The following is a 25,354-nucleotide window of genomic DNA, read 5'->3' on the forward strand; positions in this document are numbered from 1 at the left end:
GTTATGACCCAAACTGTAACCTATGTTTCGTTGTCTGATCTTCTCAGTCAAAATAGATCGCCTGACTCTATTGTTTGCTTTGACGACAATTGCGAGATTACATGGCAAACATTTAACGACGACTTATCTCAACTCGTACACCTTTTATCTCCATTCCCTGTTCAACGAGTCGCGATTTGTACCCAAGACAGCTACCTATTTTCGTTGGCCTTTTTGGCATGTGCAGTCAACAAAAAACACATCATCTTGCCCGGCAACTATCAACCTTGTGCGCTTGCCGAGTTAAGTGAACATTTTGACTGCCTGTTAGTTGATGATTCGATTGGCGAAGTAGAGGTTAGTGACGTTCGCAATGTCCAAACGCTGTTAAGCTCAAACACCGAGTCACAAAAGCCTCTAACCGATAATCTTCCCGCCATTGAGTTAGCAGCAATCCAATTGACCCTATTTACTTCAGGTTCAAGCGGCACGCCGAAGGCAATCAATAAAACACTGGAACACCTAGATATAGAAACTGCTCAGCTAGATAAAAACTGGGGCGAACTACTCAAGGGAAACCGAATCCAAAGCACCGTTTCGCATCAACATATCTATGGCTTATTGTTTCGAATCTTATGGCCACTATGCTCTGGTGTTCCATTTGCTCGAAACAACCTCGAGTACCCAGAACAGATATTGTCTCACGCCAATAAAAACTGCGTTCTGATCAGCAGCCCTGCTCTACTGAAGCGATTAAAGCATGAGACCAACAAGGTACAGCTTGCAGGAATCTTCTCTTCGGGTGGTCCATTGCCTACCGAGTCGGCTCACCAGTCACAAGATCTACTTGGTCATTTACCGATTGAAGTCTTTGGTAGCACAGAAACAGGTGGTATCGCATTTCGTCAGCAAGAGAGCGCTCAAATCCCTTGGCAGCTTTTTGACTGTATTGAGGCAAGTCTCAACAGTGAGAATTGCATTAAGTTATTGTCGCCCTACATCGATAACAATAACTGGTACCAAACCGCTGATGAATGTGAAATGGTCTCGGAGAATCAATTCATATTGAAGGGCCGAACCGACCGAGTGATCAAGATAGAAGAAAAACGAGTATCACTGGTTGAAGTGGAGAAACGACTGGAGCAACTGCCTTGGATAAGCGAATGCGTGGTGATTCCATTTGAGGAGCCTGAACGATTAATCTTAGCCTCTGTTTTGGTATTATCAGACGAAGGCCAAGCAACTCTCTCAACCATGAGTAAAGGTAAATTCTGGTTGATGCTGCGTTCAGAACTTAGAAAATGGTTAGAGCCAATCGCTATCCCAAGAAAGTACCGTATTGTTGATGAGATTCCTCTCAACAGCCAAGGTAAGCGACTAACCTCTCATATCGAACAGCTAATAAAATCATAGAAACCGCTGATCGTATTTTACACTGAGATCATCTTTTTATATTTTTGTCACAACACCCATTTTCAGCCCAAGGATTCTAAGCACGCGCTATGGATAAGAGAAAACCAAACATCATTGCTGTTGACACTGTAGAGAAAGAATCGACTTTGACACTTCATGTTACTGGAGACATCACCGATTTTAAGGGGCACTTCAAGAGCTTCCCTATTCTTCCGGGTGTTACACAGATTGATTGGGCACTTCACTACGCCGTTCAAGAGCTGAATGTCCCTGGTTACTTTAAAGGCATGGAAGTCATCAAGTTCCAAGAGCCTATCCTGCCTGATGCAACAATCCAGCTGTCACTCAAGTGGGATGCTGACAAAGACAAATTGAGCTTTAGCTACACCTCGAACAATGGCGAACAGACCCACTCTTCAGGCAAAATGAAGCTGGGAGAGAAAAGTGAATAGCGCTCCCATCGAGGCTGTTTCTCAACAAACTCTAAAAGAAAGCAGCTACAAGGCTTGCTTCCTTATCCCGTGCTTTAACCATGGCGCAACCATGCCTGCTGTGGTGTCGTCACTTCTTAATTTCAAACTTCCGATCATTATTGTTGATGATGGCAGTGAACTCGCGACCAAACAGTTTTTGACTCCCCTTGCTGATAATCCAAACGTAACTCTGGTGACACTTGAGCAGAACCAAGGCAAAGGTGGCGCAGTAAAAGCGGGTATCAAGCGAGCGCAAGATCTCGGTTTTAGCCACGCTATTCAAATTGATGCTGATGGGCAACACGACCTTGAAGCGCTACCCGCATTAATCCAGGCTTCGCAAGACAAACCTCAGCGCTTGATATCAGGTCAACCTGTTTATGACGAGAGCGTTCCTAAGGCAAGGCTATACGGACGCTACGCGACACATATCTGGGTATGGATAGAAACCCTTTCGTTATCAATTAAAGACAGCATGTGCGGCTTTCGAGCGTACCCTATCAACCAAACACGGGCAGTGCTCAGCAAATACGACGTTGGGTCTCGAATGGACTTCGATATTGAGATTCTGGTTCGCCTTTACTGGGAAGGTTGCGACATCGACTTTATTGAGACACGAGTTATTTATCCTGAAAATGGTGTTTCTCATTTCGACGCTCTGTGGGATAACGTAAAAATCAGCTGGATGCACACAAGACTGTTCTTCGGCATGCTGCCAAGAGCGCCAAAACTGATTACTCGTCATTTCAAGTCGGACTCAGCGAACAATTTATCGGCTGAAAATAGCCAAGGTTCCTCGGCAGATTCAAGACAGGTAAATTCCGAACAAATGGGTTCAGAACAACCCCATTGGTCGCGAACTCAAGAGCGCGGCACTGTGCTGGGAATCAAACTGTTATTGGCCGTTTATACCTTGTTAGGCAGAGGCGTATTCAATCTGATTTTACGCGGTGTGATGGGTTACTACCATCTAACGGGAAAACGTGCACGAAACGCCTCAGAACAGTATCTATTTCAACTGAAAACCTACGCTGAACAACAGAATATTGAGTTACCCACTGAATTAACCAGCTATAACCATCTGCTTTCTTTTGGTCATACGATGCTAGACAAGTTAGCGGCATGGAAAGGCGATTTCTCGGTAGATAACCTCACCATACATGGTCAAGAGCAATTCGAGAGCATGGTAGCCAACCAACAAGGTGTCGTGATTCTGGGTTCTCACCTTGGTAATATCGAACTGTGCCGAGCTTTGGGTCGCAGACACTCGAACATCAAAATCAATGCGCTGGTTTTCACCGAACACGCTGAGCGTTTTAATTCGGTAATGAAAGCAGTCAATCCGCAGTCTGATTTAAACCTAATCCAAGTGACCTCAATGGGGCCAGATACCGCTATCTTGTTGCAGCAGAAACTAGAACAAGGCGAATGGATTGTGATTGTTGGCGATAGAACCTCCACCAGCAAAGAGAGCCGTTCAGTATGGGCAGAGTTCTTGGGTAAGGAAGCTCCCTTCCCTCAAGGACCATTTATGTTAGCCTCTGTTCTCAAAGCGCCGGTATTTTTATTATTTGGGCTGCGTGACGACTCACAACCTAAGCCGCACTTTAATGTTTATTTCGAGCATTTCAGCGACAAGATCGAGCTGCCAAGAAAGACACGCGAACAATCTTTACAGCAAGTCGTGCAAAAATACGCAGATCGACTTCAGCACTACACACTGAAAGCACCGCTTCAGTGGTATAACTTTTTTAATTTTTGGACATTGAGCAACCAGCACCATGACGAAAAAGAATCCAAATAGCATCACTTTTGGTGCCGAACGCCTCACAATTGAGGATGTTGTAGCTATCTCACAAGGCGCAAAAGCTTCGATGAACTCAAGTGAAGCCTTCACATCTAAGATCGACCGTGGTGTCGCTTTCTTAGAACGTCTGTTGAAAGAAGAAGGCGTGATTTATGGCGTGACAACCGGTTACGGAGATTCATGTACCGTTGCGATTCCGCCAAACCTAGTCGACGAACTCCCACTGCATCTAACGCGCTTTCATGGCTGTGGTTTAGGCGAAATATTGTCTCACGAACAATCTCGTGCAGTATTAGCAACGCGCCTGTGTTCATTGTCACAAGGTGTATCTGGTGTGACTCACGATCTGCTCAACCAGATCGTTACTCTGATTAACCAAGATATCTCACCACGTATTCCTCAAGAAGGATCGGTTGGGGCCAGTGGTGATTTAACGCCGTTGTCTTACTTAGCGGCAGCACTGATTGGTGAGCGCGATGTTATCTATAAAGGCGAAGTTCGCCCGACCAGTGACGTCTACAAAGAATTAGGCATTAACCCTATCAAGCTTAAGCCAAAAGAAGGCTTAGCTTTGATGAATGGCACGTCAGTAATGACAGCTTTGGCTTGTATCGCCTACAAACGCGCGGAATACCTAGCACAACTATCGACTAAGATAACGGCGATGGTATCTGTGGGTATGCAAGGAAATGACTTCCACTTCGATGAAGCCTTGTTCGCAGTGAAACCTCACCCTGGTCAACAACAAATTGCAGCGTGGTTACGCGACGACCTTCAAGCAGAACGCCCACCTCGCAACAGTGACCGTCTGCAAGATCGTTACTCATTGCGTTGTGCTCCACACGTTATCGGTGTCGTTCAAGACTCCCTACCTTGGCTTCGCCAAATGATCGAGAACGAGCTAAACAGCGCCAACGACAACCCAATTATCGATGGTGATAATGAGCGCGTACTGCATGGTGGACACTTTTACGGTGGTCATATCGCAATGGCAATGGATACGCTAAAAACAGCAGTAGCCAACCTTGCTGACCTACTTGATCGCCAAATGGCGCAGTTGATGGATTACAAGTTCAACAACGGCTTACCATTTAACCTAACCGGTGCAGAAGGCGAACGTAAGCCGATTAACCACGGCTTCAAAGCAGTACAGATTGGCGTTTCAGCTTGGACAGCAGAGGCATTGAAACACACCATGCCAGCAAGCGTGTTCTCTCGTTCAACCGAGTGCCATAACCAAGACAAAGTCAGCATGGGCACCATAGCGGCTCGTGATTGCCTACGTGTTCTAGAACTGACTGAACAAGTAGCGGCAGCATCACTTCTCGCGGGTACACAAGCGCTTGAACTTCGTAAGCGCCACAATGAGCTTGATGAGCACCACATGAGTGAAAATCTGAAGCACATTCGCGACGAAGTACTCAAAGAGTTTGAGTTTATTGTCGAGGATCGTCCGCTTGAAGGCAATCTACGCCACTTTATTTCTCGTATTCAAAGTCAGTATTGGTCACTTTACTCATAGAGTGGTTAACTTCATAAAGTAGCTAACCTCATAAAGTAGCTACCCCTTTACGCAATATTGTTGAGAGCGATTTATGTCTGAAATCCTTCATCCATTACAATCTGAGGTTACTTTAGTAACCTCATTCCAAGATGCCGATCCAATGGGCGTGATCTATCACGGTAATTACTTCCGATTTTTTGAAGAAGTAAGGCGCATCATGATGGATAAGATTGAGTACAACTATCATGAGATGAAGGATTCAGGCTACATGTGGCCGATCATCGACACGCGTGTAAAGTACATCAAAGCGATACCGTTTAATCATCAGATCAAGGTATCCGCTAAGTTAACTGAATGGGAAAACCGCTTGCGTGTTGACTACGAAATTCACGATGCCAACACAGGTGCTCGTATGACACGCGCTCATACCATGCAAGTTGCGGTAACCATTGAAGAGCAAGAGATGTGTTTTGCTTCGCCGAAAATATTTACCGATAAAGTTAAGCATTGGCACCAATTCGGTTGCTTACCTCTAGCTGCTGAACATAAATCTCAAGCCTCTAACAACCAACAGGTGAAACATGAGTCTGTTTAAACGCAGTCGCAAACACATTAGCATCGCGCTGCTAGGGCTTGCTTCTGTGATGGTAAGTGGCCTTACTACCGCTAATGAGAACACAACTAGCGTAACTTCTATTTCAGAACTGAAAACGGTGTTGAGCGCAAATAGTATTGTCCGTGGCGAGTTTACTCAAACACGCAATATGGAAATGTTTGCCCAACCTCTGACGTCACAAGGAACGTTTTTATTAGATAAGTCGAGTGGTTTACTTTGGACGCAAGCAACCCCGTTTCCTGTGAGCCTAGTGCTCACAGATAACAAACTGAGTCAAAGGTTTGCTGATCAACCTGCTAAGATAATTACTGACAAAGAAAACCCAATGGCATTTTATTTCAGCCATATCTTCTTGTCAGTATTCCACGGCGATACGCAAAAACTTCAAGAACAATTCTCTCTGTCATTTGAACCAGCGAACGAGCCAAGCTCAGATGAAAGTGCAAATAAAAGCACAGAGAGTGCGTCATGGACACTCACTCTAATACCAAAAAGTTCTCCAATGAATGCGGTGTTTGAAGCCATCACGCTGCAAGGACACAATGATATTGAGCGCATTGAGCTAAAGGAAATTCGTGGAGATAGCACAGTGATCGAATTTAGCCAGTTAAGCCATCTACCGGAAGTATTATCAGATGCTGAAGCGCAACAATTCCAATTCTAGCCTAGCCCTTGCTTGGCTTGTTGTCGTAATGCTATTTAGCGGATTGTTGATCAAACAATTCGCTTTTTCTTCGTCAGTACCCATTGAAAGCAACATCATGAAATTGCTGCCAGAAAACCAGCAAGACCCCATGGTAGAGCAAGCCTTTCAGCAAATATCTAGCTCGATGAGTGAGCAAGTGGTGTTTATCATAAGTGCCTCCGACGTCGAACAGGCTATGACAGCGACTGACGCTTTTGAAAAAAAACTTAACCAAAGAGCTTTCTCAAATCAGCCAACTCTGTTTAAGCAAGTTCAAGGCAAAATCAACGCCAGCACTCAAAGCCAGTGGAGCGATTTCTATTTTCGTCACCGAGCTCAACTTCTAACCCAACAACAAAAAGAGACGCTGACCTACTCGCCGGATTCGCGAGCTCAATATGTCATTCAATCTCTGTACAATCCGTTCTCAGGCGTCACTGCAGCAGAGCTATCTCTCGACCCATTTCTGCTATTTCGCGACTACATCAGTGCAGTTGGCGTTCAATCAAGCAACTTTGTTCTGAAAGAAGGCTACCTCACAGTCCAGTCTAATGAGCAAACTCATATTTTGGTGACTGCGACTCTGGCAGGTTCGCCTTATAGTTTAGCGATTCAAGAGCAGCTTCCAGATCTTGATTCAATTGAGCGCCAGATCGAAAAGCAGTTTGGTGTCAAAGTGCAGCATACCGGTGTGGTGTTCTACGCCAATTACGGTACCGAAAGTGCGAAATCAGAAATCAGCACCATTGGTTTGGGCTCATTGGTAGGTGTAATTTTATTGGTGTGGCTAACATTTCGTAGCGCCCTCCCACTTGCCTTATCCTTACTTTCAATCAGTAGCGGCTTATTGGTCGCGCTGGCAAGTACCGTCGCTATCTTCGGCAAGGTTCACCTGTTTAGTTTGGTGTTCGGTGCCAGCTTGATTGGCGTATCCATCGACTACTCCTTTCACTACCTGACTGATCGCTTGGCAGCAGGAAGCAAGTGGCAAAGCGACAAAGGCTTGAAACATATTATTGTTGCGATCACCTTGGGTCTGATCACCAGCTTGATTGGTTACCTAGGTCTGTTGGTGGCACCTTTCCCGGGTTTACAGCAACTTGCTCTTTTTTCGTCGATTGGACTGTTCGCCGCTTACGCCAGTGTGGTGTGTTGGTATCCGGTTTTAGCGGCAAAACCAAGCCAAGAACGCCCTCTTCCCTTGTCGAAGCTTTGGCATACTTGGTTAAGCCTGTGGAGCAACCAAAAATTTAGAATTGGCTTACCATTAATAGTGACTGTCGTTAGCTTGATGTCACTCAGCCAAATTCGCTACGACGACGATATTCGTCAACTTCAAGCGATGCCTAATCAACTCAAACAGCAAGAACAAGCCATTACTGAGATATCAGGATTAGGCAGTGGTCAAAGTATGCTTTTGGTGACTGCCAAGAGCGACCAAAAGCTACTCAAAAAACTGTCGGAAATCACCGCGAGCTTAGACTCTTTAATCGATAGCCAAGGTATCTCAGGATATCGCAGCATCAATCAGCAGTTGTTAAGTAAACAAGACCAGCATGATAACTATCAATTGGTTGAACAACTCTATCGCCAGCAAAGCCATATCTTACAGAACACGCTTGGTTGGCCTAGCTTTCCAGAATTACCTAAGTTCGAAGCAATCACAGTATCTGGATTTTTAGAATCACCGGTGTCAGAACCTGTTCGACCACTTTGGTTAAAACCTATCGATGGACAAGCGGCGTCAGTCATTTTGATCAAAGACGTTACAAACTCAGCACTGTTCTCTCAATGGCTCGATTCAAGCTTTGCTCAGCAACAAGGTGTTAAATACCTTAATAAAGCCGATGAAATCTCGTCGCTTTTTGCTGAATATAGAGTCAAGATCACCGAACTACTATTGATAGCATTGGCAGCAATTGGAATGGTTTTAGGTTGGCGCTACGGTGTGAAGCAAAGCCTATTAATGCTGTTGCCTTCATTGATTGCCGGAGTCGCAGGGCTAGCGGTCACGGGCATTTTAGGCTCGACACTGAATCTGTTTAACCTGCTTGGACTCATTCTAATTTTAGGGATTGGTATCGACTATACCCTGTTCTTTGCTGAGCAGAAAAAATCACTAAGCACCTTATTAGCGATTACCCTATCGGGTCTCACAACGTTGCTTTCATTTGGCTTATTGTCGCTAAGTCAGACTCATGCCATTCATAGCTTCGGTGTTACTGTTCTGACAGGGATCTTTGTCGCGTGGCTACTTTCGCCGCTCGCGATCAACAGTAGTAAAAACGTAGAACGACCAACCTCTCGAGAGGCTTTTCGATGAGCAAGATATATAAGATAACCTTCGCCACACTAGTGGGTATTCTACTCACTGCCTGTTCAATGGTTTCTCAGCAGCCGGCTGGCGCAAGTGTGTCTGTCGACAATGATACCGAATTAACCTTACCCTTGCCTTCTGAGCTTGAATTTTCATTTACGGCAAGTCAGTTGATTAGCGCAACCTGGCAAGACGAAACTCAACAACTTCCTGTCCAAGTTGAAGTGACACCAGATAAAGTGGTGCTAGCTGGTTTTTCATCTTGGGGCACTCGAATTTTGTCACTGCAGTACCAAGACCAAGTGATTGATACGCAAATTTTGTCTGGGCTTGGTGCAACTTTGCCACAACCGGAGCAGGTGCTATTCAATTTAATGCTGACTCTATGGCCAGTTGAAGCGTGGACTCAGCCTATGCAAAATATAGGTTGGCACATAGTCGATTCTAACAGTACAAGAACCGTGTTTGATAGCAGCCAACGAGCCATTATTCGTATCGAGTATCAAGCAAAAACTAATGAACCGAAGCTCTCTGGAAACATTGTTTTCAAGCATTTGGTCCAAGGCTACACCATCACCATACAAACGTTGAACTCAACGATTACTGATAACCCAAGTAAGAGCTGAACACTATGCCTATTTACATCCAAGATTGTGGTTTCCACTCGGCGCTAGGCTCGAGCGTTGCTGACATTCACGGCTGCCTCAAAGATATACGTAAATCCAATATGGTTGAAGTCAGTGATATGCTGAATGATGGCAAGTCGACTGTCATCGGTAAGGTGACTGGTGAACTGCCTGAAATCCCTCAGCACCTTGCCGAATACGCTACTCGCAACAATCAGTTAGCTTTATCAGCTCTTGAGCAAATCAAAGATTCTATCGAGCAAGCAAAGTCACAATTTGACGCAGATAGAATTGCTGTGATTATCGGCACAAGCACCTCGGGGATTTCTGATGGTGAAGCCGCTTTCAAACATAAATTGGTAAACGGTGAGTTTCCTGAGCACTATCACTACTCAAAACAAGAGCTAGGGAATACCTCTGAGTTTGTTAGTCAATATTGCTCATTAACAGGGCCAAGCTACGCAATCTCGACCGCTTGCTCGTCCAGTGGCCGTGTATTTCTGACCGCTCAACGCTTGTTGGATTCAGGCATGGCTGATGCTGTGTTGGTTGGAGGTGTAGACACCTTGTGTAAGCTGACGCTCAATGGCTTTCATGGTCTGGAAGCACTTTCGACCACACATTGTCAGCCATTTAGTGCCTCTCGAAATGGCATCAACATCGGTGAAGCAGCGGCATTTATGTTGCTCAGTAAAACAAAAGTGAATGTCGCTGATACAAACCAGAATATACCTAGCATTGCTTTATTAGGCTGTGGTGATAGCTCTGATGCACACCACATTTCAGCGCCCCACCCTGAAGGAAATGGCGCAGAACAAGCTATGAGAAAAGCTTTATATTCTGCACAGTTACAAGCGGATGACATTGGTTACATCAATGCTCATGGCACCGCAACACCGCTCAATGACTCGATGGAAAGCAAAGCCATTCATCGTATTTTTGCAAACAAGGTTCCCGTTAGCTCAACCAAGCCGCTCACCGGGCATACTCTTGGCGCTGCAAGTGCGATAGAGGCTGCAATAGCATGGCATATTTTAAAATATGACTTACCGCTTCCCTTACAAAAATGTCAGGATAAAGCTGAGGATATTGAGATTGATTTGGTAAACTGTGCCCAGAAACTTAAAGTAAAGAACATCTTAAGTAACTCATTTGCTTTTGGTGGCAACAACATTAGCCTGATTTTTGGTGTAGTAAATGACTGATATCCCCTCTGTAGACCAACTTCTCCCACATGATGACCCGATGATATTAATCGATCGTGCCATCAGCGTAGAGGCGTTATCGATTCACTGCCAAGTGGATATTGGAGCACATAACCTGTTCTTTAACGCAGACACTCAAACCGTACCCGCTTATGTTGGTATCGAGTTTATGGCGCAGTCGGTTGCCGCGTGGTCTGGATACCACGCATTAAAAAACAGCACTACTCCCCCGATCGGCTTCTTGCTGGGTTCTCGCCGTTACAAGTCACTGTGTGATGAGTTCACTCAAGGTCAGACCCTTGATATCTACGCCGAGCAACTGATGGAAGACAGTGGCATGGCTGTGTTTACCGCCCGAGTCGAAGACCAAGGCGAATTGGTGGCTCAATGCCAACTTAATGTCTATGTGCCAACTGAACAAAAATTACAAGAAATGAAAACTAGGAGCCCATCATGACCCGTCAGGTTTTAGTCACTGGTGCCAGCAAAGGCATTGGTAAAGCGATCGCTATTCAACTCGCAAAAGACGGATTTGAAATCGCCGTTCATTACATGGGTGACAAGCAAGGTGCCGAAGACACATTAAAGTCGATCACTGAGCTCGGTGGTGCTGGACGTCTAATCCAATTTGATATCAGCAATCGCAGCGAATGTCGCGAAACTCTTGAGTCAGATATTGCCGAGCATGGCGCTTACTATGGTGTAGTAAACAACGCGGGTATTACTCGTGACACCGCATTTCCAGCCATGACGGAAGAAGAGTGGGACGGCGTTATCCATACCAACCTCGACAGCTTCTACAACGTTCTTCACCCGTGCGTGATGCCTATGGTTCAAAAACGCAAAGGCGGTAGAATTGTTACTCTGGCTTCTGTATCCGGCATCATGGGTAACCGCGGTCAAACCAACTATGCAGCAGCAAAAGCGGGCGTGATTGGCGCAACTAAGTCTCTGGCTTTAGAGCTAGCGAAACGTAAAATCACAGTAAACTGTGTCGCTCCGGGTTTGATCGATACAGGTATGGTGGATGAGCATGTGAAAGATCATGCGCTTCCTCAAGTACCACTGCGCCGAATGGGTGAGCCGGAAGAAGTGGCAGGCCTAGTCAGCTACCTAATGTCTGATATTGCAGGCTACGTCACTCGCCAAGTGATTTCAGTCAATGGAGGCTTAGTATGACCCGCCGCGTTGTTGTAACTGGCATGTCTGGTGTTACCGCGTTTGGTAATGATTGGCAGCACATCGAACCAAAACTAAAAGCCTGTGAAAATGCCACTCAATATATGCCAAGCTTTGAGCAGTATGATGGCCTCAACACTAAGCTAGCTGCGCCCATTGATGACTTCCAACTGCCTAAACACTATAAACGTAAGCAAGTACGTGGCATGGGCCGTGTATCGCGTCTAGCCACCGTTGCGACAGAAAATGCACTAGAGCAAGCAGGGTTGATTGGACATGATGTTCTAACTAACGGAGAAACGGGCATTGCCTACGGGTCTTCAACCGGCAGTACTGATGCTGTAGGCGCGTTTGGCGTAATGCTCAACGAGAAGTCGACACGAGCGATCACCGCAACAACTTACGTGCAAATGATGCCACACACCGCAGCGGTCAACGTAGGATTGTTCTTTGGCCTGCGCGGCCGCGTGATTCCCACCAGCAGTGCCTGTACTTCAGGAAGCCAAGCGATTGGTTACGCCTATGAAGCGATCAAACACGGCTACCAAACCGTAATGGTTGCCGGTGGTGGTGAAGAGCTATGCCCTACTGAGTCTGCTGTTTTCGATACCCTTTTTGCTACCAGTTTAAAAAACGACACGCCAGAAAAATCCCCTAGTCCTTACGACAGCGAGCGCGATGGCTTAGTTATTGGTGAAGGTGCCGGCACGCTTGTTCTTGAAGAGTATGAACATGCCGTGGCTCGTGGTGCAAAGATCTACGCGGAGATCATCGGCTTTGCCAGCAACTGCGATGCTGCTCATGTGACCCAACCTCAGATGGAAACCATGCAAATCTGTATGGAAAAAGCTCTGAAAGATGCGCAACTTCCGGCAGAAAAAATCGGTTATGTTTCTGCGCACGGTACCGCCACTGAAAAAGGCGATATTGCAGAAAGTAACGCTACGGCGAACATTTTTGGCGAAGTGCCAATCAGTTCATTGAAAAGCTACTTTGGTCATACACTTGGTGCATGTGGTGCGATTGAAGCTTGGTTAAGCCTCGAAATGATGCATTCAGGTTGGTTCAGCCCAACATTGAACCTTGAGAACATCGACGAACGCTGCGGCAAGCTTGATTACATCACAGGATCTGGCCGTGAATTAAATGTTGAATACCTAATGAGCAATAACTTTGCCTTTGGCGGTATCAACACTTCAATCATCTTCAAAAAAATCTAGGATAGATAATGAAAAACTGGTTAGTTGTTGCTGTTGTCGTTTTGCTCGCAGGTTGTAGTGCCCCGAAGTATTCAGGAAATGCACTTCCTGAAGCAAATAACGTCGAAAATATCACTATCGTAGAAGATGTAAAAACACGCAGCATTTTCCTCGATTCCATGCTCGACTGGTGCCTGAACAATCAGGTGAAATGTAAAGTCGTTGCAGACGGTTCAGAACATAACCCAGAGGATATTACGCTTGATTACGTATCTCGCTGGAGTTGGGATTTCAGAACCTTTGTGGCAGACGCCAAGATCTCAGCTTATCAAGATCAACAGCGCGTAGGCAACGTAGAATTTAAGGCGCCCAATAGCGGCAATTTATCAAAGTTTGGCGACGATATCGAACGCATCAAAGCGATGATGGATATCTTGTTCGATAAAAAAACAGCGACTCAAGCGACCCAACTGATTACTGACGACAAGCTATAACGATTCAACTCTAATCGACACTGTTCTAATCGGCAAAGCTCTAAGCGACGAAGCTCAAGACAAATAAAAAGGGTCAGTAACCAAGTTACTGACCCTTTTTTAAATCTAGCAATCGCTCAATTAAGCGTTAGCTTCACGCTCAGCGATGAACTCAAGAGCCATCTTGATACGAGCGATTACGCGCTCTTTACCAACAAGCTCCATCACAGCATCAACAGAAGGAGACTGGCCACCGCCTGTTACTGCTACACGAAGTGGCATACCGATTTTACCCATGCCGATCTCTAGCTCTTCACATACCGCTGCAATTACACCATCTTTGATGTTTACAGTAGTGAAATCTTCAAGTGCTTCAACCTTAGCAAGAGCAAGTTCTAGTGGGCCTTTAGCAACACCACGTAGGTGCTTCTTAGCTGCGCCAGCTTCAAACTCAGAGAAATCTTCGTAGAAGTAACGAGACTGCTCAGCAAGTTCGATAAGCGTGTTACAACGCTCGCCAACTAGCTTGATCACTTCAGTGATCGCTGGGCCGTTTGTTGTATCGATCTTCTGTGCGTCTAGGTGCCATTGCAGGTATTTTGCAACGTACTCAGGCTCAGAAGTCTTGATGTAGTGGTTGTTCAACCAAAGTAGCTTTTCAGTGTTGAATGCAGATGCAGACTTGCTGATTGCTTTAAGGCTGAAGAACTCAATCATCTCTTCTTGAGAGAAGATCTCTTGGTCACCGTGAGACCAACCTAAACGAACTAGGTAGTTGTTCAGTGCATTTGGTAGGTAACCTTCATCGCGGTATTGCATTACAGAAACAGCACCGTGACGCTTAGAAAGTTTCGCACCGTCATCACCAAGAATCATTGCACAGTGAGCGAAAGTTGGAACTGGCGCGCCTAGTGCTTCGTAGATGTTGATTTGACGAGGTGTGTTGTTGATGTGATCTTCACCACGAACAACGTGTGTAATACCCATATCCCAGTCATCCACTACAACTACGAAGTTGTAAGTTGGAGCGCCGTCTGTACGACGAATGATTAGGTCATCAAGTTGGCTGTTAGAAATTTCAATGCGACCACGAATTTGGTCATCAAATACTACGCTGCCTTCTTTAGGATTACGGAAACGGATAACGCACGCATCACCTTCTTTTGCTGCTTTGTTTGCTGCAACAATTTTAGGGTGGTTCGCATCGTAACGAGCCATTTCCTTGTTTTCTTCTTGCTCTGTACGAATTTCGTCAAGCAGCTCTTTAGACGCGTAACATTTGAATGCTTTGTCTTCAGCAAGTAGCTTATCAACCATTTCGTTGTAACGGTCAAAACGCTTAGATTGGTAGTAAGGACCTTCATCCCATTCCATACCCATCCATTGCATGCCTTCTAGAATTGCATCAACCGCTTCTTGAGAGTTACGCTCAAGGTCCGTGTCTTCGATACGTAGAACGAATTCACCACCTTGGTTCTTAGCGAATAGCCAAGAGTAAAGTGCAGTACGTGCACCACCAACGTGAAGATAGCCAGTTGGGCTAGGAGCAAAACGAGTTTTAACCGTCATTTAAATACCTTGATTATGTAGGTGATTCTTTTAGTGGGGTCTAATACAAAGTCTGTAATAGCCAAATATCACTAAATTTTGGGCGCTATTTTATCACCACCGCTTAAATCTACAATCAGTAGTGAATGATTAATGCGCGGATCTTGTGCGAAAGCCACTGTAGAAAGGCCAAATTCAGCTTCGATGTAGCAAATCTATAGTCTGAGCCAATAAATTATAGCCACGCTTTTCTTTAACTCCCGCTTATTTCACCAGCGTACCCCACCCATTAATATGCCACTAATATCAAATTCTTGAATTTATGTTTGACCTTACCCTTACGGGAAGGTTTATGTTAGGCGTAGATGAGAATTGGAGTATCGATATGAACCATTACACAACTGCGCTCAACGGCCTAAATTGCATGGGTTGTGCGAAGAAAGTTCGCACACTGTTTGGCGAAGTCGACAATACGACGATCAATGATATATCGCCGACATACATCGATATTTCGACTCCTTTTAGTTACGTTCAACTCAACGAAAAGTTAGCGACGCTTGGTTATAGCATGGGCAATAAACTACACCTTTCGTTATCCGGTCTTAGCTGCGGTAAGTGCGTGAGCAAGCTGACTCAAGCACTTGAACACACCGAGCAAATCTCAGACCTAGAAATCAGCAAACATGAATTGTCCTTGGTTACTCTGCTTTCAGAACCCGATCTTATTGAGCTGATCGAAAGCGTGGGTTATCACGCGGCTCCCTACACTGAAGTTAATGAGCCTTTATCTAATTCAGATTCAGAAGACGATAAAAAAACAGCGCCAGTGGAGCCGACACAAGATAAACCTGCTGCTAGCCAATATACCTATCACCTGGTTCTTGAGGGAATGACGTGTGCGAGTTGTGTTTCTTCGGTAGAGAAAGCGCTGAAAAAGAATGAGTTCGTCGACCAAGCTCAGATCAACCTCGCAGAGCATACAGCCTTGGTCTTCACGTCTAAAAAACGTGACGTCATCGAGAACGCTCTTATAGAATCGGTGAAAAACGCAGGTTATGGTGCCGAGTTCGTTGATGACGCGGCAACTCAACAAAAAAAACAGCAAGAACAACAACTTTGTACTCAACAAGCCTTTCTTAGAAACTCAGTAAGTGCGCTGCTTATCGGTGCTCCGCTAATGGCTTGGGGCGTGTTCGGTGGCAGCATGACCATTGCCACGTTTAACGACCAACTGACTTGGGGCTTGGTTGGTGTCGTTTGTTTGATACTGCTTGCAACCTCAGGTCGCAGCTTCTTCACCAATGCTTGGCAATCTCTGATGCATAAACGTGCGACCATGGATACCTTGGTCGCTCTGGGTACAGGCGCAGCATGGTTCTATTCAATGTTGGTTGTTCTGATCCCATCGTGGTTCCCTGAAGCTTCTCGTCATGTCTATTTTGAAGCCAGCGCCATGATTGTTGGCCTTATTTCTTTGGGTCACTACATTGAAGCCAAAGCCAAAGCACGTACCACTAAGTCTTTACAGGCGCTGATAAACTTACAGCCTCAAAAAGCCGTGGTTATCGTCGATGGTAAAGAGCAAACTATCGCCGTAGAGGTCATCCAAGTCGGTATGCAAGTACGAGTGAAACCGGGAGAAAAAGTCCCTGTCGATGGTGTCGTGGTATCTGGCGAATCTTATATCGATGAGTCGATGCTGACTGGCGAGCCGCTTCCCAACGTTAAATCGATTAATGATGGCGTTTCGGCGGGCACCATTAATGGTGATGGCAGCCTGATCATTGAAGCGACCGGGATTGGCTCAAGCACCATGTTGGCTCGAATCATTCAGATGGTTCGCCAAGCACAAAGCAGCAAGCCTGCGATTGCAAAGCTTGCTGACTCTATTTCTGCTGTTTTCGTACCTGTTGTGGTCGCGATCGCAACAACTGCTGCCTTAGTTTGGTTTTTGGTCGGCCCGCAACCCAGTGCAAGCTACATGCTTGTGGTATCGACTACCGTGCTGATCATCGCTTGTCCATGTGCCTTAGGCCTAGCAACGCCGCTCTCAATTACTGTAGGCGTTGGCAAAGCCGCTGAGTTTGGCATTCTGATCAAAGATGCCGATGTGTTGCAATCTGCAAGCAAAATTGATGCTGTCGTGTTTGATAAAACAGGCACCCTAACCCAAGGTAAGCCAACCGTTCAGCAAGCCTTTTATGGCGATTTATCAAAGCAAAAACTGCTAGCGTACGCCTATTCGGTAGAGGTAGGGTCAGAGCATCCATTAGCCAAAGCCGTTTGCCAATATGCAGAGAGCTTACAAGTTTCAGCACTACCCCATAGTGATTTCGAAAATCAACGAGGGCTTGGCGTACAAGCAATAATTAACGGCAAAAACGTTCAAGTCGGCTCTCTAAAGTACCTCACCCAACTCGGCATTGACACTAAAATTGGCGCGGACTTTATCGAGCTTTGTCGTACACAAGCATGGACACCCATCTTCGTTGTAATCGATCAAAAACTGGAAGGTATATTTGGCATTTCAGACGCATTAAAAATAGATAGCAAACAAGCCATTGCTCAACTAAAATCCGCCGGAATTCACACCGTGCTATTAACAGGCGACAACGATTCTGTTGCTCAAGCGATAGGTAAAAGTGTCGGTATCGACGAGGTTATCTCGGAGGTGCTTCCAGAGCAGAAAGCTCAGCATATTGTTCAGCTTCAACAACAGTATAAGAGCGTAGCCATGGTCGGAGACGGGATTAACGACGCGCCCGCACTTGCTCAGGCGGATATAGGTATAGCAATGGGCAGCGGCAGCGATGTCGCGATTGAAAGTGCTCAAATGACGCTACTCAACTCGTCGCCCTTATCTGTCAGTAACGCGATAGAGCTGTCCCAAGCGACCGTGAGAAACATGAAGCAAAACCTCTTTGGTGCCTTCATCTATAACTCACTTGGTATTCCTATCGCGGCCGGTGTGCTCTACCCATTTTTCGGATTTCTACTAAGCCCAGTCGTTGCAGGCGCAGCGATGGCGATGTCGTCAATTACAGTAGTGAGCAATGCCAACAGGCTGAGATTGTTCAAGCCCACTCATTCTAATATCAATAAAAACCATATTCATGAGGTCAACCATGATTCGTAAAGTTATGACTCTTACAGCACTCGCTGCAATTTCAGGACAAGCTTTAGCTACTGATGTTCTAAACCACAAATCACCATACTGCGGTTGCTGCACAGAATGGACAGAACATATGCAAGATGCCGGGTTCGATGTTACAGAGAAGCTCCACGATGACATGAATCCAATCAAACAAAAGCTAGGTGTAACGCCAGAGCTTTCCTCTTGCCACACGGCAGAGATCGACGGTTACGTATTTGAAGGGCACATTCCAGCAGAAGACGTGAAGGCCTTTTTAGAAAACCCACCACGTAATGCGATTGGCTTGGCTGTTCCTGGTATGCCTATGGGCTCTCCGGGAATGGAGCATGGCGATAAGAAAGACGAGTATTCTGTGTATGCGTTTAACGAGAAAGGTCAGGTGTTTGAATACCGTCATTACAATGGTAATTAGAGCGTAAATAAACCGACACACAGCAATATTTAAGAAGTTATAAAAATAGAGCCTAGCATTAAGCAAACCCAAGACTGTGGTTTACTTGCTAGGCTCTTTGCTTTTGGACAGTAAAGCAAATCTTATCGCAGCACTAACCGGGCTGTTAGTGCCGCTGTATTTTCGTCGCTAGTTTGCGAATACGCTATTTAACAAAAAGCTAATTAACGAAGAAGCTCACTTGGCCAATAATCTAATCGACTAAACAGCCAAGTGAATCAGCTAGAAGCCGTAAGAAGCACCGAATACGAAGGCGTTGTTCTGCTTAGAGTCGCCGTTTGCGAAATCTACACCGTTAGCTTGGCTACGGAACTCAAAGTAAGGTTGAACGCCTTGACGAGTCCATGTTGCACGTAACTCGTGGTCCATCGCTTCAGCATCAATCATGTATACGTTGTTGTAGCTAAGCGCTAGGTCAGCATTCACTGTGTAAGCAATGCGGTTATCCATGCGGTAGTCTGTGTCAGCATCAGCAGAAGTATCGTCAATGTGCGCACGAGTACGGTTACTAATAGAGATACCGTTATCGAAGTTGTAACCAATCTTAACTAGTGGACGGAACTGAATGCTCTCACCCGCAGAGAATAGGTGTTGGTAACCAGCAGCAACCCATAGGTTGTCAGTAATGTTGAAAGATTGCTCACCACCGACAGTGATGCCAGGAGTAGTATTACCTGCACCGCCATTTTCAGATTCAAGTTTACCCAGTTGGATGCCATCAAACTCAGAGTAAACCGTGAAGCCGCCTAGAGAGTTGTCAAACGTGTGACCAGCTTCTAGCGTAGAGGTCATGTCAGAACCGTGAATACGGCCATCGTCATGAATTTGGATGTTACCTGTTACGTAAGAAGAACCAGCAAAAGCACTAGAAGCGAAAGCAAGAGAAAGAGCACTTAGAGCGATAATTTTTTTCATAGTAAACTGCCTTAGTTTGATTTTTCAGCGGCATATCTTCGGTACATCATTCACCTTCACCGCTTGAGTAGTTGGTCGCCTCCCTGGCATGAAATCTATGTTGCTCGAATTAATTTGCGTTTCAAAATAAAAGAGTAGGCAGAGTGATCTCTCTCACTATCAAAAAACAACAACTTATTTAACAGATTAAAATCAGTTACTTAAAAACATAAAAATTGATAAAAAACTCAAGATGGAAAAATGTACAGATCGGGATCACATTATTTTACGGTGCGAAATTAGATTCAGTAAGTTGAATCACATTTGATTTAGAGTTTTTTATGAAGGACTTATTTTTTGAAGAGAATAATGAGAAGTGCGTCACTTTTGTGATGAACCTCATCTTATGTGCACTGTTGACGTTATAAACCAAGACGGTTTCTATATGTTTCCGTTTTGGATGAGAGCCTAATTCGCAACAAACAAAAAGAGCTCCCACTTTTTATCTTGAGTAAGATAATAACGAGGGAGCTCTTCTATTAATGTTGCTTATCGATTATTTAACTGAGGTTACTCGACTTACTTTCTCGCCACTTTCAGAGATAGAGCGGATGTAAGTTTCGCCAGAAACCGATGGACGTTGTTGCTCATCGTACGTTAACCAGTTTTCGCCATCAGCAGAGTACTGAAGCTCTACGCCTGGGAATTGAACGTTCATCGCTAGCTTGCCATCCACAACCTGAGCGCCCGGTACTGGTAGTCGATAATCAATGCCTGCTTTCTCAAGCTTAGCTAGTTCACGTTGACCAACAATATTCGCAAAGCGATTAAAGTCGCTGTTTAGAGCCTGCTTATTCACTAAGTTGGTTTCTTGAGAGTACTCAACGCCCACTTTGTAGTCATTTTCCCAATCAGCTCGGTGCCATGCGCGCTCTGCTGCTGCAAGTACGCGAGGGAATACCATGTATTCATACTGCTCGTCGGTACGTACTGTTTCAGACCAAAGCTGTGCAGACAAACCATAGAAAGGTTTCGCTTCAATTTCGCCTTTACCAGAGAAGCCATTGCCGTCACGGTCTAATGATGTTTCTGCGTTTTGTGGCATGTTTTCTGGTGCGAAGCCAAACATCTTACGTGTATCAGTTGCACGCGTTGCCCAGTAGTAACCGCGCTCTGCAGCATCAACTTCGTATGGCATATCCATGTATACGTAGTCCGGGTTAGAGACAATCACGTCATACCCTTTCGCTGACCAGTCGTATACTGATGAAGTTCCGCCCCAGTAAAGAACGTCCCAGAAGTTTACGCGAGTGCTTTCGGTTGCAAATGCTTTCTCGCCTTCGCTGTATTTAAGGCCATCTTGCCATGCTTGGAAGTGAGGGATGCCTTTGTCAGCAACAATCTTAGATACCTGCTCTGCAAAGTGACTTGGCAAATGACCGAAGTCGCTTACCGTTCCATCAGTGATCAAAGACTGACACTGTGGAGACTGTTGGAATGGCTTATCTTGCTTAGACAAATCGATGTTGCCTTTCCAAGCCACTTTATCTTCTGCATTAATATCTTGTAAGCCAGCGCCTAACTTGATGTTTTTCGCTTCATCGCCGCCGAAGTGCCAAGTCGTTAGTGGAACGCCCGCTTCTTGGTGCATTGCTGCCACTTCAGAGATCACTTTATCAACAAAGTGAGTTGAAGATTCCATACATGGATTAATGAAGCTTTGCTTATCGTAGAACTGAACAGTCGTCACATTCGATGTATCTTGTGGATCCATCAAGCGGTATTCATTTGCTTCCGCTTCTTTACCATCCGCCATTAGGCGAGTGTAACGCGCTTCCATCGATACCACAGCAGAACGAGCGTGTGCTGGCATATCAATTTCCGGAATGACTTCGATGCTGCGCGCTTTGGCGTAGCTTAAAATCTCGACGTAATCCGCTTTACTAAAGAAACCAGAGCCAAAGTTGTCTGTTGTTGGACCTGAACCTAGCTGAGGCAGTAAACAGCTTTGCTCTTCCAAATCAAAACAACGATTAGACCCTACATCCGTTAGCTCTGGTAAACCTGGGATCTCTAAACGCCAGCCTTCATCATCTGTTAGGTGAAGGTGCAGTTTGTTCATCTTGTATGCTGCCATTTGATCTAGCGTTGCTAAGATGGCATCTTTTGAGTGGAAGTTTCGAGCAACATCCACCATCACACCACGGTAATCGAAACGTGGCGCATCTTTGATCGACAGTTGTGGTAATGATTCAGCGTTCTGACTGTCTATTAGGCCAAAAATAGACTGAACTGCGTAGAAAGCACCTGTTTTATCAAACGCTTTAATCGCAATCCCCTCTTCCGAGATGCTTAGTTCATAAGCGCCAGATTTTGCTAAATCACCCGTAAACTGAGTAGGAACAACGGTAACACTTACTGGAAGGTCACCACTCACATCTACGTTTACCACATCTGCACGTTCTTCAATTGCAGCGAACTGATCAGCATCGAATACGTCTTTTGGTAGGGCAATACCACCAGCAATGCTGACTGAACCTTCACCCGCTTCCACCGACATTGGCGTTGGTAATAGCGTTGTTGATACGTCTTGCGTTGCTAGATCCGCATTCTTTTCGAAACGCGTCACCGCTGTAGCCATTACGTTATTGTCATCAGGTGTACGTTTAAGGTTGTTACCCTCTAGGCCCGTTACGAATGACGCGACATCTTCCGTATTCAATGAAGCAATCATCTTAGGTTCTGCGTTTGGCGCGGTTACGAATGCACCTGGCATAAAGTCGGTTTCAAACAGTTGCCAGTATTCACTCGTCAGTGGAAGAATCACTTCATCACCAGCCGCAAAACCATCGAACTTATCTGTAGGCTCTAGTTTGTGTAGGTCACCCGTTACACGAGTGATTTTAAACTCTTCGTTATCAACATCTAAAATAAGGCGAATACTGTGGAAGTAGATAGTCCAATCTTTCGAATCAATCGCTTCACCGTCATTGGTCAAGGTCATGTTCACTTTATTACATGACGCCCACTCAGCACCTAAGTCCTGACAAGCCATACCCTCATTCGCACCGTGATTGGTTAGGATTTCATATCGCACATCAAGGTTATCAGCCAGTGCATTAACAACCCGTTGCTCAGGTGCTTGCGTTACTGCACAACCCGTCAAGCCAGCCAATACTGCTACAGATAGTAAGTTTCTCTTCAACATCGTATTCACCCATTAATTTAAAAATTGAGTCAGAAGCAAAGTGGAGCGCTTCGAAAGTTAGATAAACTATATGGGCTTATTTTTTGCCGTGAATTAAATCAGGCCAATTCAGTGATCAGCTTCAAATCTAAAAAATATTGATAAATTTAATTTTAATAAAATCATCAAGTTACGATTAACGACACTTCCGTCACTTTTATTTTGACGTAATAACTGAGAATTAAATCACAATCTTTTCAAAGGATTTCATAAAATCATGTCGTTGATAGAGAGAAAGGTTTAACAGTTTGTTGGTGTTGTTATACTTTTCGTACAAACAACGTGACATCGTTCTCAAAAAAAACCGTTAAAAAACTCCGTCAAAACCCTTTTTAACGAGTTTATTTCTTTCTAAAGGAGCTCTCTTTGCGCACATTCTTGTACTTTACGTTACTCACTCTCGCCTTTTCCGCAAAGCAAGCGGTCGCCGAACCTCTTTATTGGCAAGCAAAAAAGGATGATTTGACGCTCACTATCCTAGGATCGATACATGTAGGTAACGAGAGCATGTACCCGCTTCCCACACAGATCACTGACACGTTGAAAAAGAGTGACGGGCTAATTGTCGAAACGGATGTCAGAAAGTCAGAGGGCGTTGTATATCCCACGCCTAAAGTGACTACGAGTGATGTATTAAACGAAGAGCAAGAACAAATGCTGGTCGACATAACAAAGTCATTAGACATGCCAACTCAGCAACTACTTAATGCCCCACCTTGGGCGACAGCGATATCGATACAAATGCAACAGTTGAAGAATCTTGGCTACGCATCGGCCGGCGGTGTTGATGCTACTTTGGCTTACAAGGCGACGATTCAAGATGTGCCTGTTATCAGCTTAGAGCCTCTACAATTTCAAATAGATCTAATTTCAGGACAAAAAGATTCTGGTAAAGAATGGTTAACGACTAGCCTCGAACAATTCGATCATATTGATGACGACACTCACTGCTTAATCGAGAGTTGGAAAGCGGGAGATATAGCGAAACTAGAGCAGTTTGCGAAACTGTCGGAAATGCCACATGACCTAGAAAAAGCATTCCTAACCGATCGAAATATCGACTGGGCAAACAAGCTCTTCGCTAATGATTGGAAACTGGATTCAAAGGGACACTACTTGCTCGTCGTTGGTACTTTACACCTCATCGGAGAAGGCAACCTTTTACAGTTATTAGAAGAGAAAGGTTTCATTGTCACTCAACAATCACAAAGCCAACAAGCCGAGTGTCAATTTGAGGTAGATGCAAAAAACTAGCGAGGTTCAAACCCCATTTTCAATGCTCTGAAACGACGAAAGCCTGCTCAATGAGCAGGCTTTCTAAATGTGGTCGGTGAAGAGGGATTCGAACCCCCGACCCTCTGGTCCCAAACCAGATGCGCTACCAAGCTGCGCTATTCACCGAGATATCTAACGGGCTGTTTGCCTGTCGATGAAGCGTATAATACGGATTCTGAATTTATGCGCAAGAGCTTTTTTCACTCTTTTTTACAATATCGAATCGTTCGAACAAAAGACGTACAACTCCAATGCCAATGTGACGAAAAACACACAGTTGCCAACAAGTATTTAACTTATGAAACAGGATTGATCCAGATCAGTAAATTGATAACACCAGTTAATACACTAAGCCGTGTCATATAACTTTGAGGTATACACATGGACTTTTGGCTAGAACTCCTATTTGGTAATGCAGTGGGACTATCTTCAATGATAGTAATATTCGGGGCTCTAGGTCTCATGATGTTCTATGGAGGCTTCTTCATCTACAAAGTTATGACCGAAAAATCTCCTCACTAGAATCGCTCAGCCTGGATCATTTACTTTTAAGTATCATTTTCTTGATAAATAAATGTTAAAACGCTTTGCACCGGAGTAGATATCTCTTGCCTGCTCCGGTTTTTTCATTTTCAAACCCTGTCTCAACTTAGGTATACTTACCCTATCCTTCTCCAACTTGAGATGAACACTATGTCTCATGATGACGACTTAGAGTTATTCCAACAAATGATGGGCGATGTTAAGCGTATCGACCATGACACCGCTGAACATCAAAAGGTACATAGAGTTACCGAATCTCACCTTGCCAAGCGTGAAGCCGCGATGTGGCTGTCTGAGGATGAAAAAGATTACCTTTCACTCGACTATTCTCCAATGGTCAAACCAGACGACGTCATTGCTTATAAGAAAGATGGCGTACAAGAAGGCGTATACAAAAAGCTGCGCTTAGGAAAATATCCTATTCAAGCCAAACTCGACCTTCATAGAAAAACACTGAAAGACGCTCGTAACGAAGTGCTCTCATTTTTACGCCAGTGTTTAAGAATGGATGTTCGCACCGTCATCATTGTTCACGGTAAAGGTGAGCGCTCAAATCCACCAGCTATGATGAAAAGCTACGTGGCGAATTGGCTCATGCAAATTAACGATGTTCAATGTGTTCATTCTGCTCAGCAATTTCATGGTGGTACTGGCGCAGTGTACGTAATGCTCAGAAAGAGCAATGACAAAAAGCTAGAGAACAGAGAGCGCCATCAAAAACGCACCAGTTAACTCGTTGAAACAGATAAGTACCTGATAGCGATTT

Annotated in this window: 21 protein-coding genes and 1 tRNA gene; 18 read left to right on the forward strand and 4 right to left on the reverse strand. The window is 45.0% G+C overall.

The features are described from left to right. Nucleotides 1-3 precede the first annotated feature (3 nt). The 13 genes from SJY39_RS26200 (at nt 4) to SJY39_RS26260 (ending at nt 13,497) form a co-directional block, all read left to right on the forward strand. Nucleotides 4-1,392 (forward strand): AMP-binding protein, encoded by a 1,389-nt coding sequence (locus tag SJY39_RS26200; RefSeq protein ID WP_016792923.1) that lies wholly within the window; start codon nt 4-6, stop codon nt 1,390-1,392. A gap of 89 nt (nt 1,393-1,481) precedes the next feature. Then, complete coding sequence (locus SJY39_RS26205; RefSeq protein ID WP_016792922.1) at nt 1,482-1,844, forward strand: 3-hydroxyacyl-ACP dehydratase; 363 nt, start codon at nt 1,482-1,484, stop codon at nt 1,842-1,844. Next, the gene (locus SJY39_RS26210; protein WP_016792921.1) at nt 1,837-3,669 is read left to right on the forward strand and encodes a glycosyltransferase; all 1,833 of its coding nucleotides are present in this window, start codon (nt 1,837-1,839) and stop codon (nt 3,667-3,669) included. The genes SJY39_RS26205 and SJY39_RS26210 overlap by 8 nt, the downstream gene beginning before the upstream one ends. Further along, nucleotides 3,647-5,194 (forward strand): histidine ammonia-lyase, encoded by a 1,548-nt coding sequence (hutH, locus tag SJY39_RS26215; protein WP_016785786.1) that lies wholly within the window; start codon nt 3,647-3,649, stop codon nt 5,192-5,194. The genes SJY39_RS26210 and hutH overlap by 23 nt, the downstream gene beginning before the upstream one ends. Before the next feature lie 73 nt (nt 5,195-5,267). Beyond that, nucleotides 5,268-5,771, forward strand: coding sequence for a thioesterase family protein (locus SJY39_RS26220; protein WP_010439228.1), 504 nt, complete (start codon nt 5,268-5,270; stop codon nt 5,769-5,771). Next, nucleotides 5,758-6,456: an outer membrane lipoprotein carrier protein LolA gene (locus SJY39_RS26225; RefSeq protein WP_010439226.1), complete on the forward strand. Its 699-nt coding sequence runs from the start codon at nt 5,758-5,760 to the stop codon at nt 6,454-6,456. The genes SJY39_RS26220 and SJY39_RS26225 overlap by 14 nt, the downstream gene beginning before the upstream one ends. Continuing rightward, nucleotides 6,428-8,800: an MMPL family transporter gene (locus SJY39_RS26230; protein ID WP_016788277.1), complete on the forward strand. Its 2,373-nt coding sequence runs from the start codon at nt 6,428-6,430 to the stop codon at nt 8,798-8,800. The genes SJY39_RS26225 and SJY39_RS26230 overlap by 29 nt, the downstream gene beginning before the upstream one ends. After that, nucleotides 8,797-9,420: a DUF3261 domain-containing protein gene (locus SJY39_RS26235; RefSeq protein ID WP_010439222.1), complete on the forward strand. Its 624-nt coding sequence runs from the start codon at nt 8,797-8,799 to the stop codon at nt 9,418-9,420. The genes SJY39_RS26230 and SJY39_RS26235 overlap by 4 nt, the downstream gene beginning before the upstream one ends. Before the next feature lie 5 nt (nt 9,421-9,425). Then, nucleotides 9,426-10,625, forward strand: a complete 1,200-nt coding sequence (locus SJY39_RS26240; protein WP_016792920.1) for a beta-ketoacyl-[acyl-carrier-protein] synthase family protein — start codon at nt 9,426-9,428, stop codon at nt 10,623-10,625. Next, on the forward strand, nt 10,618-11,082 hold the full coding sequence (locus SJY39_RS26245; protein WP_010439216.1) for a hotdog family protein: 465 nt from the start codon (nt 10,618-10,620) through the stop codon (nt 11,080-11,082). Before SJY39_RS26240 ends, SJY39_RS26245 begins: the two co-directional genes overlap by 8 nt. Further along, a complete protein-coding gene (locus tag SJY39_RS26250) occupies nt 11,079-11,804 on the forward strand; it encodes a 3-ketoacyl-ACP reductase FabG2 (RefSeq protein ID WP_016767037.1) in 726 nt (241 codons plus the stop codon). Before SJY39_RS26245 ends, SJY39_RS26250 begins: the two co-directional genes overlap by 4 nt. Next, on the forward strand, nt 11,801-13,024 hold the full coding sequence (locus SJY39_RS26255; protein WP_016784747.1) for a beta-ketoacyl-ACP synthase: 1,224 nt from the start codon (nt 11,801-11,803) through the stop codon (nt 13,022-13,024). Before SJY39_RS26250 ends, SJY39_RS26255 begins: the two co-directional genes overlap by 4 nt. 8 nt (nt 13,025-13,032) lie before the next feature. Beyond that, a complete protein-coding gene (locus tag SJY39_RS26260) occupies nt 13,033-13,497 on the forward strand; it encodes an Sbal_3080 family lipoprotein (RefSeq protein ID WP_016792919.1) in 465 nt (154 codons plus the stop codon). Nucleotides 13,498-13,617: 120 nt separating this feature from the next. Here the strand turns inward: SJY39_RS26260 and gltX are convergent, their stop codons facing one another. Next, nucleotides 13,618-15,045 carry a glutamate--tRNA ligase gene (gltX, locus tag SJY39_RS26265; protein ID WP_016767036.1) on the reverse strand — a complete coding sequence of 476 codons (1,428 nt, stop codon included), beginning with the start codon at nt 15,043-15,045 and terminating at the stop codon, nt 13,618-13,620. Nucleotides 15,046-15,376: 331 nt separating this feature from the next. Here gltX and SJY39_RS26270 point away from each other — a divergent pair, with 331 nt between their 5' ends. Together SJY39_RS26270 and SJY39_RS26275 are read left to right on the forward strand one after the other, a co-directional pair. Further along, on the forward strand, nt 15,377-18,160 hold the full coding sequence (locus SJY39_RS26270) for a copper-translocating P-type ATPase (RefSeq protein ID WP_372042861.1): 2,784 nt from the start codon (nt 15,377-15,379) through the stop codon (nt 18,158-18,160). Then, complete coding sequence (locus SJY39_RS26275; RefSeq protein ID WP_010439200.1) at nt 18,150-18,590, forward strand: DUF411 domain-containing protein; 441 nt, start codon at nt 18,150-18,152, stop codon at nt 18,588-18,590. Before SJY39_RS26270 ends, SJY39_RS26275 begins: the two co-directional genes overlap by 11 nt. Before the next feature lie 261 nt (nt 18,591-18,851). On the opposite strand, the gene SJY39_RS26280 is transcribed toward SJY39_RS26275, so the two are convergent. Both SJY39_RS26280 and SJY39_RS26285 read right to left on the reverse strand, forming a co-directional pair. Next, the gene (locus SJY39_RS26280; RefSeq protein ID WP_010439198.1) at nt 18,852-19,544 is read right to left on the reverse strand and encodes an oligogalacturonate-specific porin KdgM family protein; all 693 of its coding nucleotides are present in this window, start codon (nt 19,542-19,544) and stop codon (nt 18,852-18,854) included. 535 nt (nt 19,545-20,079) lie between these two features. Then, the gene (locus SJY39_RS26285) at nt 20,080-22,731 is read right to left on the reverse strand and encodes a beta-N-acetylhexosaminidase (protein WP_016792917.1); all 2,652 of its coding nucleotides are present in this window, start codon (nt 22,729-22,731) and stop codon (nt 20,080-20,082) included. Nucleotides 22,732-23,136: 405 nt separating this feature from the next. Between SJY39_RS26285 and SJY39_RS26290 the strand changes: the two genes are divergently transcribed. Further along, nucleotides 23,137-24,024 carry a TraB/GumN family protein gene (locus tag SJY39_RS26290; protein ID WP_010439194.1) on the forward strand — a complete coding sequence of 296 codons (888 nt, stop codon included), beginning with the start codon at nt 23,137-23,139 and terminating at the stop codon, nt 24,022-24,024. Between the two features lie 70 nt (nt 24,025-24,094). On the opposite strand, the gene SJY39_RS26295 is transcribed toward SJY39_RS26290, so the two are convergent. After that, nucleotides 24,095-24,171: transfer RNA gene (locus SJY39_RS26295), tRNA-Pro, on the reverse strand. A gap of 255 nt (nt 24,172-24,426) precedes the next feature. On the opposite strand from SJY39_RS26295, the gene SJY39_RS26300 reads away from it, so the two are divergent. Both SJY39_RS26300 and smrA read left to right on the forward strand, forming a co-directional pair. After that, nucleotides 24,427-24,567, forward strand: a complete 141-nt coding sequence (locus SJY39_RS26300) for a DUF3149 domain-containing protein (RefSeq protein WP_004736246.1) — start codon at nt 24,427-24,429, stop codon at nt 24,565-24,567. A 171-nt stretch (nt 24,568-24,738) separates the two neighbouring features. Then, nucleotides 24,739-25,320, forward strand: a complete 582-nt coding sequence (gene smrA / locus SJY39_RS26305) for a DNA endonuclease SmrA (RefSeq protein WP_010439191.1) — start codon at nt 24,739-24,741, stop codon at nt 25,318-25,320. The last annotated feature ends 34 nt before the right edge of the window (nt 25,321-25,354 follow it).

The sequence above is a fragment of the Vibrio sp. R78045 genome, assembly GCF_042466085.1.
GTDB lineage: Bacteria > Pseudomonadota > Gammaproteobacteria > Enterobacterales > Vibrionaceae > Vibrio > Vibrio cyclitrophicus.

What these genes read in the sequence shown, in the direction of transcription:
- SJY39_RS26200 (WP_016792923.1), top strand. Translation starts at nt 4, where the DNA reads ATGACCCAAACTGTAACCTATGTTTCGTTGTCTGATCTTCTCAGTCAA.
- SJY39_RS26205 (WP_016792922.1), top strand. Translation starts at nt 1,482, where the DNA reads ATGGATAAGAGAAAACCAAACATCATTGCTGTTGACACTGTAGAGAAA.
- hutH (WP_016785786.1), top strand. Translation starts at nt 3,647, where the DNA reads ATGACGAAAAAGAATCCAAATAGCATCACTTTTGGTGCCGAACGCCTC.
- SJY39_RS26220 (WP_010439228.1), top strand. Translation starts at nt 5,268, where the DNA reads ATGTCTGAAATCCTTCATCCATTACAATCTGAGGTTACTTTAGTAACC.
- SJY39_RS26225 (WP_010439226.1), top strand. Translation starts at nt 5,758, where the DNA reads ATGAGTCTGTTTAAACGCAGTCGCAAACACATTAGCATCGCGCTGCTA.
- SJY39_RS26230 (WP_016788277.1), top strand. Translation starts at nt 6,428, where the DNA reads ATGCTGAAGCGCAACAATTCCAATTCTAGCCTAGCCCTTGCTTGGCTT.
- SJY39_RS26235 (WP_010439222.1), top strand. Translation starts at nt 8,797, where the DNA reads ATGAGCAAGATATATAAGATAACCTTCGCCACACTAGTGGGTATTCTA.
- SJY39_RS26240 (WP_016792920.1), top strand. Translation starts at nt 9,426, where the DNA reads ATGCCTATTTACATCCAAGATTGTGGTTTCCACTCGGCGCTAGGCTCG.
- SJY39_RS26245 (WP_010439216.1), top strand. Translation starts at nt 10,618, where the DNA reads ATGACTGATATCCCCTCTGTAGACCAACTTCTCCCACATGATGACCCG.
- SJY39_RS26250 (WP_016767037.1), top strand. Translation starts at nt 11,079, where the DNA reads ATGACCCGTCAGGTTTTAGTCACTGGTGCCAGCAAAGGCATTGGTAAA.
- SJY39_RS26255 (WP_016784747.1), top strand. Translation starts at nt 11,801, where the DNA reads ATGACCCGCCGCGTTGTTGTAACTGGCATGTCTGGTGTTACCGCGTTT.
- SJY39_RS26260 (WP_016792919.1), top strand. Translation starts at nt 13,033, where the DNA reads ATGAAAAACTGGTTAGTTGTTGCTGTTGTCGTTTTGCTCGCAGGTTGT.
- gltX (WP_016767036.1), bottom strand. Translation starts at nt 15,045, where the DNA reads ATGACGGTTAAAACTCGTTTTGCTCCTAGCCCAACTGGCTATCTTCAC.
- SJY39_RS26270 (WP_372042861.1), top strand. Translation starts at nt 15,377, where the DNA reads ATGTTAGGCGTAGATGAGAATTGGAGTATCGATATGAACCATTACACA.
- SJY39_RS26275 (WP_010439200.1), top strand. Translation starts at nt 18,150, where the DNA reads ATGATTCGTAAAGTTATGACTCTTACAGCACTCGCTGCAATTTCAGGA.
- SJY39_RS26280 (WP_010439198.1), bottom strand. Translation starts at nt 19,544, where the DNA reads ATGAAAAAAATTATCGCTCTAAGTGCTCTTTCTCTTGCTTTCGCTTCT.
- SJY39_RS26285 (WP_016792917.1), bottom strand. Translation starts at nt 22,731, where the DNA reads ATGTTGAAGAGAAACTTACTATCTGTAGCAGTATTGGCTGGCTTGACG.
- SJY39_RS26300 (WP_004736246.1), top strand. Translation starts at nt 24,427, where the DNA reads ATGGACTTTTGGCTAGAACTCCTATTTGGTAATGCAGTGGGACTATCT.
- smrA (WP_010439191.1), top strand. Translation starts at nt 24,739, where the DNA reads ATGTCTCATGATGACGACTTAGAGTTATTCCAACAAATGATGGGCGAT.